The sequence below is a fragment of the Lysinibacillus sp. FSL W7-1291 genome (genome assembly GCF_038593415.1).
GTDB classification, from domain to species: Bacteria; Bacillota; Bacilli; order Bacillales_A; family Planococcaceae; genus Lysinibacillus; species Lysinibacillus fusiformis_D.
The window spans coordinates 4,294,263-4,308,257 of record NZ_CP151994.1; the positions used below are offsets into that span (position 1 = coordinate 4,294,263).

The following is a 13,995-nucleotide window of genomic DNA, read 5'->3' on the forward strand; positions in this document are numbered from 1 at the left end:
ATCTATAGAGGCAACTCACAACTCAGAAAACTCCCTTTTAAGACGCTTGCGAAACTTATCATCTGTCAGAAATTTCAATTGAAAACTATTCATACTATTAGATAGTTTAATTTGTTCCATTGTATTTAAGTCGTTAGCAAAAAGGGCAATTTCCGTTTGATTCCCTTCTTTATCTTCCGCATAGGCTGCTAGTGTTAAGACAAATGCAGTCGATCCACCCTTTTGACCTGCATGTGTTAGCCATTCTTGATTTTTAGGATTCTGCATCAACTGTTCCATTACGGGATCTAAGTATTTATGTACCTCTGCACTGAAGAAATTTTTATTATTCAATTTTTCTAAAATAGAGATGTAATCGTTTGTAGTGGCCCTTATTAAACGGTCAGACCATATCTTTTGAAAATCCATATTGAGCAGTTTTTGTGCCTCTGCTTTCTCCTCGTAAGTCAAAGGTTGCTCTATCCAACTGGCGTGAATAGACGATGCACGCTCACGATATTCAGCCATATCCATTTCTTGCAAAGCCGCTAATGTTTCTTTTTTCGTTAAATTTTTTTCTTTCAAGACTTGAACCGGGATATGGAGTGCACTGACGATTGGATATAATGGTTCATGATCCTCTACATGTAGCTGTGTAAGCACATCATTAATCGCTTGAAAACCTAATACATGCATTAAATATTCCGTATTCGCATTGGAACTATAAGCAATCATACCACTTGCGACTTCACTTAAAGGTACATGATCCACACCCTGAAGGTTTAACTGCGCTAACCATGCTTCATGTGCACCTCCATCCGTTTTAGGAATATAAAATACCTCTAACTCCTTTAGATCGACCTGTTGCTGAGGATTAATGCGACCCTCTGCTGCTTGCTGTGCATAGGCTATAGCGACGATGATTTTAACTGTACTTGCTAATGGCAGCTGTTCCTTAGTGTTTAATTCCACCCAATATTGTTGATTGCGTTGAATGGCTACGGAAACATTTTTATCAGCTCTATGTTCCTTTATAAATTGAACAATATATTCTGGGTCGTCCTTCTTAATCTCTTTTTGAAACTTCCAAAAGACAATACCTATTACTAACCCTGCACAAATTAAAATGCCACCCATCATCCAATATAATTTTTTCACTTTCATCCCTCCATCACTCGTCTGCTTCCACCAACCATTGCTGCAATGCTGTAGACGACTGGTTTAATTGCAACGCTATTTCTATGTTTACTTCATCTGGGGGCATCACTTCCACGAGTATACAAATAGCGTCTCTTGTTTGATTCAAGGCAAATAGTCCCTCCTCATCAAGCTTTTTCATGGCTAATTCCATTGCTGTTAGCCGGAATGTCAATTCTTGCTGCCATTTTTCACCCCCAAGGACATTGATATTAGGTCGCTCATTCAAGTACTGACATACATTTGTAAAATACTCTTCACCGAAGCAACAATAAGGAGAATCTGCATAAGACCATTTGATAAGAGCAGCCATTTCAGATTGAGAGTTGTTGCTATTTCTTGCCTGTTTAGTAGCTTCCCGCTCCAATGCTTCCCACGACCAAGCTGAAACGTTCGGAGCATGCCCTTCGCCAGTTGTATATAGCGTACAGTAATAGTCCCGCTCACCATTTTTAAATAAATTCAGAAATGATTTTCTTGCAGCATTAACAATTTCCTCTACTAAAGTCTCCGGTAGGCATCATAACTATGAATATCTCCTTTAACTTGCTTTAGGTATATAGAACGTGTTATCGACGGATAGCACCTTTTTCAATTTGATAGTAAGACACAAAAAACCATCTCTAATCTTCATTTAGGTGGTTTTAAATGTTTCAATTTAGTCATCGACCCTTCTTGAGAAATAAGACTAATGCTAATGAAGCCAAAAAGAATAAACTTAGATGGAAACTAACCAAATTAGCAATGTATTGAATGTAATAATGAGTATTAAGTATTGTACTTTGTTGTCGCATTAAAGTAGAAATAATTGTTGGACTAAATAACGAAATAACAGCGATAACAATTATACAACTTGAAAACATTTTCTTATCCAAAAAATCACCTACCAATTCTGTTCAGAAGTATCTATAGGTTTTTGAATAAGATGCTCCCACTAGTTTTCCTGCAACTCCACTCCCAAGACTCATCTCTCCTATAGTGGTAGCAGCATTTAATAAAGTTTAAGGTCATTGCATTGTAAGCTACATGCACTAATGAATTAACGAAGCTCTTAAACTGCTAATGCCATTTTCTAAATATCCTTTGAGGCATGTTAACATATAAACCCAACCCTCTTTTTGCCCCATCATTTTTGCCATAATCTCTGGGTCATGGGCATTAAACCCTGACTCTACTACAGTAATAATGGTTTCGCCTTGTAATTCTTCAAGAGTGATGGTAACCATCGTCACTTCACCATGCTCTTCACCCCATACAAACATAATTTTTTCATTAGCCTCCATTTCCAGCACAGTGATTACACCCTCAGCATGATACTCATCATATCTAAGCGTAATCCTTTTACCCGCTCCCCATCTTTCAGAGCTATCAGAGAACCAATAATGCCCAATTTCAGTAGGAGAAATAATGGCTTCAAAAACTTTATGGACTGGCTGCCTGATTTTTAATTTCGTCGTCACATCCGTATTCATCATCGATCATCATCCTTTTTGTAATATTTATCTACACATTCTTCGCCAAATTTTCCCTTTTACCTCTCTAATAATAAAAATTAACTAAAAAAGTGTGATTCCCCTAATGGTAAAATCACACTTTTATATTGGTAAAATGATCTCAAATGTTGTACCGACATTTAATGTACTTTGGACGTTTACTTTCCCATGATGCTTTTCAACGATGGTTCTGACAATAGATAAACCTAACCCAGAGCCACCCAACCCACGGGCTCGGGAGTGATCGACACGGTAAAACGGCCCAAAAATATAGTGTAGCTGATCATTTGGTATCCCAATTCCTGAATCTGTAATTGTAATATGAGTAGCTCCATTCTTAACCTGTCCACGAACTTCAACCATTCCATTCTTGTGGTTGTACTTAATCGCATTTTCAATCATATTAGAAAAAACTCTATAGAGTAATGTTTGATTTCCCGTTATCGTTTTCACGTCAATATCTACAGAAATAGCGATATTTTTTTCTATACATAAAGGCTGTAATTCTTGTGTAATCGTGTCTAACATTGCTTTGAGCTCAATATCATCAGAAAAATGTTCCGTTTGCTCATAAGCTAATGTTAACAGATCGTTCACAAGCTGGATGAGCCTTTGTGTGCCTTGCTCTGTCACCTCTAAATTTTCCTTATAATCTTCTACTGTTGGTGATTTTTCCAGTTTTAAAACCTGGATACCTGCCTTCATAGTTGTTAGTGGTGTTTTCAATTCATGTGCTGCATTTGCGGCAAAGCTCTTTTGGTACAGAAACGATTTTTCTAGTCGATCTAGCATGTGATTAAATGAAGCTGTAAGATCCCCTATTTCATCTTTTGTAGAAATATGTTCGATACGTTGAGCTAAATTATGTTCGCTTATATTTCCGATTTTTTGACTAAGATCATGAACTGGCTTTAAAGCCCGACCAGCCACTACATAAATGGTAGCTATCCCTGCTACAATAATAATTAACATCCATATGACACTCTGATTGATAAATTTCTTTTTCGCTTCTCTTACATCCGTAATCTTTATCTGAGCAACAATATCATGATTCATCTTGGTTTCTACTGTCGCCTCATCTATGATTTCTTTGTGAAGCCTATTTTCTTGATTGAGTATCGTTGTCGTAATAGGTTGAACAATTTTTTCCTCGGCACTATAAATCGATAGGAACGTTAACAAAATTGTAACCACTACAAAAATACAGCCAGTTAAAAGGGTCAGCCTCATTCTTAATGTTAAGTTATTCATATGAACCTCTATCATTTTCTGCAATGATATAACCTTGTCCTCGGATTGTCTGAATCACTTCTATTTCCCCCAAAACATCTGCCATTTTTTTTCGTAATGAATGGATATGGAACTTGAGTGAATTTGAAAATAAATCCGTTTCACTGTCCCATACATGCTCTATCAACTCCTCTGAGCTAATGACTTTATTTTGATGTAGCATGAGATATTCTAGAATAGCATATTCCTTTTTGGTAACATGTATCATCTCACCATCCACTAAAACTATTTTCTTTGAGCTATCAAGTGTTATATTTTCAAAAGATATAATGGCGCTTTTTTGACTAAAAGACCGCCTTAATAAGTTGCGTATACGCGCATCCAACTCTTGAAAATCAAAGGGCTTTATTAAATAATCATTGGCTCCACAATCAAGACCCAATATTTTATCATGAATAGCTGAACGTGCTGAAAGGATAAGTATTTTCACATCCTCGCTCTGAACTCGAATCTGCTCTAACACCTCTATGCCATCCACTTTGGGTAGGTTTAAGTCCAATATAATAAGGTCATATTCATTGATTTCGAATAATTCTAATGCTTCCTTACCATCAAAAGCTGTATCAACGGCATAGCCAGATTTCTTTAACCCTTTAGAGATGATCCTGGATAAGACAGCCTCATCTTCGACCAATAAAAGTTTCATTCGTTCTATCCACCTTTAAAAATCAGACTTTTTTAACGACCCGTTAGTTTCATAAATTTTGCTAACAAACAAGTCCTACCCCTTTGTACTAGAATAGCCTACTTGAATTAGCTTTTAAAATAATTTAAGTCAACTAACACTTGTCTCTTTTACCTTTACATAGTAAGAAGCTTGTTTTGAAAGATCAAAACAAGCTTCCTTTCATTACTTTCCCTTTTCCCCGCCATCAACTATTGTAGTTGTCATCATCACAGCACCCTCAGGAATAGCTGGCATTTCACCAGGTTCAAAGGTTTTTACGCTCACTTTTACTGATTCTTTTTCATCTACTTTTGTTTTTTTCATTAACAAGCCTTTAGGAACCTCCTTTTTCTCTCCAGGCTTAAGTATCTTCATATCAGCCTTGATTGATTGTGCCCCTTTTTCATTCTCATCATTTGAAGAAGCTAATGCAGAAAATGAAAAACCACCTGTTAATAAACCTAATGCTAGTGTTCCTACCCCTAATGCTCTTAATTTCATAAATATCCCTCCAAGAAAATGATTTGTAACAATGGTTACAGACCAAGTATATCGATTGCTAGGTTAGAGGAAGGTTAGATTTTATAATAATCGATGATTTCTTTTACATTCCTATAATGTTCAAAATTTCGCTGACACATTTGTTTTGAATATCGATCATCATTCCTTTTTATAGTGTATTGACTTTTTTATATACTCTTCTTATGAATATAAATTCAATAAAAAAAGGTGCGATTCTCCTGCTGATAGAATCGCACCTTCCCATTTAAAATATTTTATTACTTTCTATAGTAAACTGTAAATCTGCTACATTTGCGATAAAATTCTTATCATGTGTCACGAAGATGATTGTTCCCTCATAAGCCATTATAAATTGCTCTAGCGCCTCTAATGCTTGAATATCTAAGAAGTTGGTTGGCTCATCCAGTAACAGTATATTAAAGTTCCCCAAAAACAGATAACAAAGCTGGAGTCGTATCGCTTCACCACCACTTAATAACTTCACACTTTTTTGTATATCATTTCCTACAAACTGCATGGAATTTAGAACACTTCGTAGAAAACCCTCATCGTAATCAGAGCGATTTTTTAAAAATTGGAGGACTGTTTCCTCACTTTTAAATTGGTAGCTCATCTGATGAAAATAGCCTATTTTGGCCTTAGGGGAAATGGTTAACCCATCCCCATAGTTTGCAACATGTTGTAGTAATGTACTTTTTCCACAACCGTTACTACCTGCAAGCGCGATCTTTTTACCTAATGGTATTTGGAAGTTTACTTTATTCAATAGTAGTTTCCCTGGTACGTGTAAAGTGAATTGCTCTGCCATAATCGGAAATTTATTGTGTAGTTCCAAAGCTTTCGATTGTCGAAAAACTATTTTTCTCTCTACCTGTACCGCATCTACTTTCTGAAGCTTCTCTATTCGATGTTCTATCGCTTTGGCTGCACGTTGTACGCTTTTTTGACTCGTACCTTTGGACTTTGTCATAAACATACGATTCGGTTTTGCATGAGCTTCTCTTTTTGACATGCTCCCTGCTTGGGTAATTTTTTCAGCTTTTCTCATTTTTTTATCAACAGCTTGTTCAAGACGACTTCTTTCCTTCAAGTATAAGTCATGCGCCTGACTTTGTTGATCTCGCTCTACCTGCTTTTGCTGAGCATAATTACTATAATTTCCAGAATAAATATTTATTCTGCCCCCATCAACCTCCCAGATCGTTGTGACCAATTCATCTAGTACAGCACGATCATGGCTAATTAGTACAAGCGCTCCATAATAATAACGCAATTCATCCAGTAAAAACGAAATACCCTCTTGATCTAAATGTGTTGTTGGTTCATCAATGAGCAGTGCTTCCTCATAAGAAGAAAGTAATTGTGCTAACTTCAATCTCGTTTGCTCCCCACCACTTAGTCCTTCAGAATATGGAGGAACAGCTAATTTTCCTAATAACTGTGCCTCTACCTCTACGAACGTTGGTGCTTCCATTTGTTCAAAATATCCAAAATGAACATGACTCTTTAACATCCCACTCGTCGGCTGAATTTTGCTAGCAAGTAACTTCATTAATGTACTTTTTCCAGCACCATTTTTCCCAACGATGCCGATCCGATCGAATTGGTGAATAGCTAATTTTTCAATGTTTAAAATTTCTTTATCTAAATAATTTACGATTACATGCTCTAATTCAAAGCAAATTTTCTCCATATTGCTACCTCCCGAAAATAAATCATTTCGTATCGATAGCTATGGTATCGATACGAGCTTTTAGTTAAAGCCCGTATCAAAAGAATAATAGCATATGCATTCTACCTTCCCCCTTATTGGGTAAATAAAAAACACAGACAATGTGCCTGTGATCTAAGTAACTGAGATATATTAGGAAAGTTGTCTCACTAAATAAAGGCGTGAGCTCCCTTTGTTGTGTTATGAAAGATGATTAAAAAAGGACAGACTATCCCGTATACTCTGGTTTCACAAACAGAGTTATTGACCCTATTCAGTTATTGGTTCAAAACGGTAAAACGTAGTCTCATTGAATAGCCCATTTTTTTAATCCTCCTTAAAAGTGTTATGATTATTATAAATATTTTTCCCAATTAGTCAAGGTCTCCCAGACTAAAGACATACAAAAAAAGGTCGATATATCATAAATGAACATTACAAAAAGTATATCATTTGGTGAAAACCTGATATAGTATGGATTTAAGAAAAAATCTAAATTGATATGGTGGTGTTATGTGAATGAAAAAATACGTAATGGATATTTTAATGATTATGCTTGGATCACTGCTCTTTGCCCTTGCAGTTAACTTATTTGTCATTCCGAATGATTTGGGTGAAGGCGGCGTAACAGGCTTAACGATTATTGCCTATTATCTTTTCGGATGGTCTCCGAGTATTGTCAGCTTTATCATGAATGCAGCTTTACTAATGGTTGGCTATAAATTCCTAAATAGACAAACAACAATCTATACTATCATTGCGGTCTCTTTCCATTCTTTATTCTTACATTTAACAGAATCTTGGTCTATTTCCTCAGATGAGATTATCGTAAATACGATTTTTGGTGGCGTATTTGCCGGGGTTGGTATCGGCTTAATTATTAGAGTTGGTGGTACAACAGCGGGTTCTACGATTTTAGCTAGGATTACCAACAAATACCTTGGCTGGAGTATTAGCTATGGACTTTTATTCTTTGATTTAATTGTTGCTTTTTCATCTTATTTTATCATCGGTGCAGAGGCATTAATGCTAACGATTATTATGCTCTATGTTGGTACAAAGGTGATGGAATTTGTGATTGAGGGCGTTAACCCTAAAAAAGCTGTTACCATTATCTCAAAGAAACCAGAAGACATTGCTGGACAGGTGACTGCTTATATGAACCGTGGAGTTACTGTTCTTTCAGGTCATGGCTATTATACAAAGGAACAAAAAGAAATTCTGTATATCGTCATTAGTAAACAAGAAGTTGTGAAGCTCAAAAAAATCGTCAAAGAAGTCGATAAAGATGCCTTTATTGCCATTCATGATGTAAGGGACGTTTTTGGAGAAGGCTTTATTGAACTAGCAAAATCTTAAGACAGTCAAAACACCTTTTGTAAGTTACAACAAAAAGGTGTTTTTTCTATTTACCTATTTCTATCGATCTGTAAGGAGCTTTCAATAATACTGTCCAATAGTGCTGGATAACTGATGCCAGCAGCCAGTGCACTTTTTGGTAGAAGGCTATTTTGCGTCATCCCAGGCAATGTATTAACCTCTAACACATAAGGGACGCCATCCTTAATTAACATATCTACTCTAGCATAAACACTGCATCTTAAAGTCTTGTAGCTTAGCATCGCAGCTTTTGCCACACGATCATGAATCGCAAGTGGGAGTTCCACAGGCTCCTCTATTGTAGAAGCATCATCATATTTCGCCTGGTAGTCAAAAAATACTGCCGTATGTTTGATTGAAAGGACTGGCAAAAGCTTCTCATTGAGGATTGGGCATGTAATTTCGTCACCAATCAAGTACTGCTCAATAATGATTTCGTTATCCCACCTAAATACCTCTGCTACAGCAGTCAATAAGGCACTCTGATTATGGACAATTTGAACACCTACACTAGAGCCACCAGCATTTGGTTTCACTACAAGCGGATAACCAATAAGTTCTATATCCTGTAAGGGCAGCTCCTCTCCTTTGATGAGATGTATCCAATCTGGTGTTGCGACACCTTCATATCGCAATATTTTTTTAGCCATATTTTTATCCATGCACAAGCTACTTGCTAGAAGACCACTTCCTGTATAAGGAATACCCAATGTTTCTAGTACCCCTTGAATCGTACCATCCTCCCCAAACTTTCCATGCAGTGCTAACAAAGCGACATCAATGCCACGCACCTTATCAATTACCTCTTTGTTGTCATCTAAAGTAATGGCAACAACCTCATATTTTTGCGTATCTAATTGAGCGACCATTTCTTTACCTGTCATAATGGAAACCTCCTTTTCAGAGGAAGTACCTCCCATAATTACGCCAACCTTCATTTTCTCAACCCCTCATATCATTTTTCAATGTATCACCTATGATTTGAATACCACGAACAATATCGTCATCTGCTAAACGAGAAAAACCTAAACGAAATGTATTACTGCCTTTCCCATTTGTGAAAAATACATCTCCTGGGTAAAACACTACGCCCTTGTCATAGCACTTCTCCAGTAGCAGACGTGCATCAATTCCCTCTTCTAGCTCTATAAAAAGATGGAGCCCACCATCTCCTGTGATTCTACTAAACGGAATGAATTGCATACAGGCTTGACGAGCAAGCTCATATTTTTTTTTATAGACAGACCTTGCCTTCTTTAAATATTTTTCAAAATAGCCATCCTGCAAATATTGATATAATACCGCCTGATCGAGTGTTGACGTATGAATCGTTCGAGCTCTTTTCATGCTTTCTAAGCAGTCGATTAACGCCTTATCTGCTAAAATCCAGCCAACACGTAAGCCTGGGAAAAGTATTTTAGAAAAGCTGCCAATATAGACAATGTTATTACCTTTACCACTAAAAGCGATCAGCGGCGCCAAATGAGCGCTTAAATACCTTAATTCCTCATTAAAGCCATCCTCTACGACGGGAATTTGATATTTTGCAAAAAGCTGAAAAATAGCATTCCGTTTTTCTGAGGAAGTAACAATTCCAGTAGGATTATGATAAGACGGAATGAGATAGGCAAAATCAAATTCTTTTGCTGCTAAGGCTTTTTCCACCTGATCCATATCAATGCCATCATCTTTCATATCAATGCCATGTATCTCTAACCCATGCAAACGGAAAAGCTTTAATGCTGCGTGGTGTGTAGGATTTTCACATAGTACACGCCCTGATTTTTTAGCTAAAGAGGACAATAAAATATCTAGCCCCTCTGTAAAACCATTTGTAATGACAATATCTTTATTAGAAATGTCTACACCCTTCAATTCCATATAACTGAGAAGATAGTCAATTAAAGGCTTATAGCCCTTTGCATAGCCATAGTTTAAGACAACATCTCCTTCAATCGACATTCTTGTAAGAAACGCCCTTTTGAAATTTTCAACATCAAAAAGCTTTTCTTCCGGGGCAATACTAGTGAAGGAGATCATTCCTTTTTGCCACTGTATATCTTGTCGTAATAAATCAATTTCATCTGCTAATAAAGTGGTTGCATTCAGCCTTTGCTTCCAGTCCATTTCAATAGACGCTGTTTTCAATGGCGTGACCTTCCCTACAAAATGCCCTATTCCCTTCTTTGCATAGATGATGCCATCTAGCTCTAATTCGGCATATGCGTTCAAGACCGTATTTCTACTGATTGATAATAGCTTACTAAGTTCACGGGTAGATGGAAGCTTTTGATGTTCTAACAGATGCCCTTTGACAATCATATCTTGAACATAATCCTTCAATTGCACATAAACCGGACGTTCATCCATAAGCTTAAAATCACTAAACACTTCCTAACCCCCTTGCTTCATTTTTTCATAACCCTTGCCAACCTAAAAGGTCCACCTATTATGTAATTTCCAGTTAGAGTGGTTGCTCCTCTTTCTATCATATTTCAATAGTATGGTGTGTATATCAAGAAAACCCTACGCTATGTAGCATGAAATATAGGAGTTTAAAATTTATCATATACAGTTAGACAAAGCTAGAAACGAACTGTTTTCATTTTAACAAGAGGAATAACCTCCTGTTTATTATGCTATAGTGTATTTATGGGTAATTTTTCAAAAATTAGAAAGGAGCTATGAAATGGATGAAATTTTAACGATTACGAATTTAACGAAGAGTTATGGAAACAAAGAAATCTTGAGGGGGATTGACCTTCATGCAGCTAGAGGGGAAATCATCGGTTACATTGGTCCTAATGGCGCTGGTAAAAGTACGACTGTAAAACTTATTCTAGGGCTAGAAGGTGATTATGGCGGAGAAATTAAGCTCTTTGGAAAAAGCATAGGGCAAGATCATATTGATTATAAACGAAAAATTGGCTACGTTCCCGAAATCGCTGATGTTTATGACAATTTAACAGGCTATGAGTATTTAACCTTTATTGGACAGCTTTATGGTTTAGAGCTAGAAGAGGCGGCTGACAAATCCAAATCACTAATGGAATTATTCGGGGTTGGTGAAGCATACCATTCTAGAATTTCCTCCTATTCAAAGGGTATGCGCCAAAAACTACTCATCATTGCAAGCCTTATACATAATCCAGACCTACTATTTTTAGACGAACCTATCAATGGCTTAGATGCAAACAGTGTCATGATTTTTAAAGAAATTTTAACGCAGCTGGCTGCCAACGGAAAAACCATATTTTACTCATCTCATATTATGGATGTGGTTGAAAAAATCAGTAGCCGTATCATTCTTCTGTATGAAGGAAAAATTGCAGCAGACGGAACATTTGCCCAACTACAAGCAGATAATACCGAAGGAACATTAGAAAGAATTTTTAACCAGTTAACTGGATTTCATGAGCATCAGGAAATCGGAGAGAAATTTGTGTCCATCGTCCGAGGAGTTCAATCATGACAGATTTCAAAACGCTACAATTGCTTGATAAATTCCGACTGCTCTTTGTAAAAATGGGCATTGATTATGACGTGATGAGAAAAATTCTTCATATTAAATTAACGATGGATGAACGTAAAGTACCAACAATATTTAATCAGAATAAAAAGAAAGAGAACCAAAAATACGGCTATATTAAATCATTGTGGATTTATGTTTTATTTGGACTTGTACTCATCCCACTTATGGGATTTGGTGAAAACTTTCTTTTTCAACTGAGTATTGCCTATGCCATGATCATATTTTTAATTATGACATCCCTGATTTCTGATTTTTCTTCTGTACTTTTAGATGTACGGGATAAAAGCATACTTTCAACCAAGCCTATTTCAGCTAAAACAATCAATGCAGCTAAATTTATGCATATTTTTATTTACTTATCTTATTTAACACTTGCCTTAACAGCTATCCCACTGATAGTCAGCCTTTTTACTCAAGGAATTGTATTTTTTATTTTAACGGGTCTTGAGATTCTACTCATGAATTTACTGATTGTGGCATTCACAGCCATTTTGTATATTGCTATTTTACGCTTCTTTGATGGCGAAAAACTGAAGGATATGATTAACTATGTACAAATTGCTTTGTCACTCATGCTGATGATTGGCTATCAGGTTCTTATTCGATCCTTTGAATTCGTCGATTTAAATATGACCGTAACATTTCATTGGTGGAGCCTCTTCCTTGTACCGATGTGGTTTGCCGCTCCATATGAATTAATACTACATGGTGATACATCTTTATTAACAGTCATCTACAGTATTTTAGCACTGATTATTCCTATAATCTCAATAGGAATCTACATCAAGCTCATTCCAACCTTTGAACGCAATCTTCAAAAGCTACTTAGTACAAGTAAATCAAAAAAAGAGAAGAACAACCGACTTAAGTCCTTTCTATTAACACTCGTGTGTAGCACACATGAAGAACGAGCTTTCTATCGCTTTGCCACTCTTATGATGAAGCAGGAGCGAGAGTTTAAGCTAAAGGTCTATCCGTCTTTAGGTTTTTCATTTATTATTCCTTTTATTTTCATGTTTACGTTTAATAGGTCCGAAGAAGTTGATTATGCTCTTAGTATGAGTTACTTAAATATTTACTTTAGTATGCTCATTATTCCTTCTGCTGTGCTTTTTCTTGGTCACTCTGCTAAATATAAAGCGGCGTGGATTTATAAAACACTCCCGCTTAAAGATTATACAGACTTACAAAAAGGTAGCTTGAAGGCATTTTTAATCAAATTGTATATTCCGTTATTTTTAGTACTAAGTGTAATCTTTAGCTATATTTACGGCATTCGAATTATCCCAGATTTACTAGTAGTTTTAGTAACAAGCTGGTTGTATACTATTATTTGTTTCGTCACGATGAGCAATAAAATACCTTTTACTAAACCATATGATGAAGTTGGAGATGCTCAAGGCTGGAAAACTATGTTGTTATTCATCCCTTTAGGTATGCTGGCAGGTCTACATTATTTAATTGCTAGTCAGGTACCATTCGGCTCTACTGTATATTTCATTGTGCTTCTCCTCATCAATATCGTGATATGGAAGCTGGTTTTTAAATCGGAAAAATAACTACAAAACGGCTTGAGTCCCTTAATAGGATTCAGCCGTTTTTTCATTAAAAAGCCTTTCGCTCATAAATACGTATAGACAGTAACCATGACCCCGTATATAAGATAATAATGATGACTGTTGCAATGAGATATAGTTGTAGTTCCTGTACCGCCATAAATTTTTGTACAAGGGCTCTTACTTGATTATTAAAGTCCGGAACAAAATAATTTACCATCACCATATAAATTCCAAATAAAGTTACACTAACAATAGCTAAGTGCTTTGTTTTAAATTGATAGGATATCGGCAGAATAAATGACATCGCAATCATGACTAATCCCATAATTAGTAGTATTTCTTTCCACAGTACTAATACTTCTTGCCCGTTCAAAAGAAAGTCGAGCAGATACGTATAGCACATAAATAACCCTGTAAAAATGAATGCCCCAATATATTTTGAACTAACAATTTCCTTCCTTGTATAGGGTAATGAATTCAGTAAAATATTAGCATTATCTTTTTCATCACTGGAAAATGCATTCATAATAAAAACAATACTATAAACAAATACGATAAATACTGGAGAAACACTGACCAATAAGTAAAGTATAATAGTAGCTATGTAGATGATAAGCATGTTTTTTTGAATTAAAATATCCTTCAGAATAAGGTTCACCATATCC

The 13,995-nt window shown here is 36.1% G+C and carries 13 protein-coding genes; 3 read left to right on the forward strand and 10 right to left on the reverse strand.

Annotated features, from left to right (window positions below; all coding sequences use genetic code 11):
- Positions 1-15: 15 nt before the first annotated feature.
- The 7 genes from NST76_RS20920 to NST76_RS20950 form a co-directional block, all read right to left on the reverse strand.
- Positions 16-1,137, reverse strand: coding sequence for a serine hydrolase (locus NST76_RS20920; RefSeq protein WP_036128786.1), 1,122 nt, complete (start codon positions 1,135-1,137; stop codon positions 16-18).
- 13 nt (positions 1,138-1,150) lie between these two features.
- Entirely contained in the window at positions 1,151-1,669 is a 519-nt protein-coding gene (locus NST76_RS20925; protein ID WP_271913643.1) for a DUF4303 domain-containing protein, read from the reverse strand.
- A gap of 538 nt (positions 1,670-2,207) precedes the next feature.
- Entirely contained in the window at positions 2,208-2,651 is a 444-nt protein-coding gene (locus NST76_RS20930; RefSeq protein ID WP_080717176.1) for an SRPBCC family protein, read from the reverse strand.
- Positions 2,652-2,771: 120 nt separating this feature from the next.
- Positions 2,772-3,920, reverse strand: a complete 1,149-nt coding sequence (locus tag NST76_RS20935) for an ATP-binding protein (RefSeq protein WP_342544427.1) — start codon at positions 3,918-3,920, stop codon at positions 2,772-2,774.
- On the reverse strand, positions 3,913-4,605 hold the full coding sequence (locus tag NST76_RS20940; protein WP_330493675.1) for a response regulator transcription factor: 693 nt from the start codon (positions 4,603-4,605) through the stop codon (positions 3,913-3,915). The genes NST76_RS20935 and NST76_RS20940 overlap by 8 nt, the downstream gene beginning before the upstream one ends.
- Positions 4,606-4,809: 204 nt before the next feature.
- The gene (locus NST76_RS20945; RefSeq protein ID WP_342544430.1) at positions 4,810-5,127 is read right to left on the reverse strand and encodes a hypothetical protein; all 318 of its coding nucleotides are present in this window, start codon (positions 5,125-5,127) and stop codon (positions 4,810-4,812) included.
- A 265-nt stretch (positions 5,128-5,392) separates the two neighbouring features.
- Positions 5,393-6,841: an Msr family ABC-F type ribosomal protection protein gene (locus NST76_RS20950; protein ID WP_342544432.1), complete on the reverse strand. Its 1,449-nt coding sequence runs from the start codon at positions 6,839-6,841 to the stop codon at positions 5,393-5,395.
- A 537-nt stretch (positions 6,842-7,378) separates the two neighbouring features.
- Here NST76_RS20950 and NST76_RS20955 point away from each other — a divergent pair.
- A complete protein-coding gene (locus NST76_RS20955) occupies positions 7,379-8,218 on the forward strand; it encodes a YitT family protein (protein WP_036128798.1) in 840 nt (279 codons plus the stop codon).
- A gap of 50 nt (positions 8,219-8,268) precedes the next feature.
- Here NST76_RS20955 and NST76_RS20960 read toward each other — a convergent pair whose 3' ends face one another.
- Both NST76_RS20960 and NST76_RS20965 read right to left on the reverse strand, forming a co-directional pair.
- On the reverse strand, positions 8,269-9,177 hold the full coding sequence (locus tag NST76_RS20960) for a D-alanine--D-alanine ligase (RefSeq protein WP_342504338.1): 909 nt from the start codon (positions 9,175-9,177) through the stop codon (positions 8,269-8,271).
- A gap of 4 nt (positions 9,178-9,181) precedes the next feature.
- Positions 9,182-10,630 carry a PLP-dependent aminotransferase family protein gene (locus NST76_RS20965; protein WP_036128802.1) on the reverse strand — a complete coding sequence of 483 codons (1,449 nt, stop codon included), beginning with the start codon at positions 10,628-10,630 and terminating at the stop codon, positions 9,182-9,184.
- A 298-nt stretch (positions 10,631-10,928) separates the two neighbouring features.
- On the opposite strand from NST76_RS20965, the gene NST76_RS20970 reads away from it, so the two are divergent.
- Both NST76_RS20970 and NST76_RS20975 read left to right on the forward strand, forming a co-directional pair.
- On the forward strand, positions 10,929-11,711 hold the full coding sequence (locus NST76_RS20970) for an ABC transporter ATP-binding protein (RefSeq protein ID WP_058845234.1): 783 nt from the start codon (positions 10,929-10,931) through the stop codon (positions 11,709-11,711).
- Complete coding sequence (locus tag NST76_RS20975) at positions 11,708-13,330, forward strand: hypothetical protein (protein WP_089933685.1); 1,623 nt, start codon at positions 11,708-11,710, stop codon at positions 13,328-13,330. The genes NST76_RS20970 and NST76_RS20975 overlap by 4 nt, the downstream gene beginning before the upstream one ends.
- A 46-nt stretch (positions 13,331-13,376) precedes the next feature.
- Here the strand turns inward: NST76_RS20975 and NST76_RS20980 are convergent, their stop codons facing one another.
- Positions 13,377-13,991, reverse strand: a complete 615-nt coding sequence (locus NST76_RS20980; RefSeq protein WP_036128808.1) for an ABC-2 transporter permease — start codon at positions 13,989-13,991, stop codon at positions 13,377-13,379.
- Between the last annotated feature and the right edge of the window lie 4 nt (positions 13,992-13,995).

Coding starts and splice junctions, on each gene's coding strand:
- NST76_RS20930 (WP_080717176.1), bottom strand. CDS start 2,651: ATGATGAATACGGATGTGACGACGAAATTAAAAATCAGGCAGCCAGTC.
- NST76_RS20935 (WP_342544427.1), bottom strand. CDS start 3,920: ATGAATAACTTAACATTAAGAATGAGGCTGACCCTTTTAACTGGCTGT.
- NST76_RS20940 (WP_330493675.1), bottom strand. CDS start 4,605: ATGAAACTTTTATTGGTCGAAGATGAGGCTGTCTTATCCAGGATCATC.
- NST76_RS20945 (WP_342544430.1), bottom strand. CDS start 5,127: ATGAAATTAAGAGCATTAGGGGTAGGAACACTAGCATTAGGTTTATTA.
- NST76_RS20950 (WP_342544432.1), bottom strand. CDS start 6,841: ATGGAGAAAATTTGCTTTGAATTAGAGCATGTAATCGTAAATTATTTA.
- NST76_RS20955 (WP_036128798.1), top strand. CDS start 7,379: ATGAAAAAATACGTAATGGATATTTTAATGATTATGCTTGGATCACTG.
- NST76_RS20960 (WP_342504338.1), bottom strand. CDS start 9,177: ATGAAGGTTGGCGTAATTATGGGAGGTACTTCCTCTGAAAAGGAGGTT.
- NST76_RS20970 (WP_058845234.1), top strand. CDS start 10,929: ATGGATGAAATTTTAACGATTACGAATTTAACGAAGAGTTATGGAAAC.
- NST76_RS20975 (WP_089933685.1), top strand. CDS start 11,708: ATGACAGATTTCAAAACGCTACAATTGCTTGATAAATTCCGACTGCTC.
- NST76_RS20980 (WP_036128808.1), bottom strand. CDS start 13,991: ATGGTGAACCTTATTCTGAAGGATATTTTAATTCAAAAAAACATGCTT.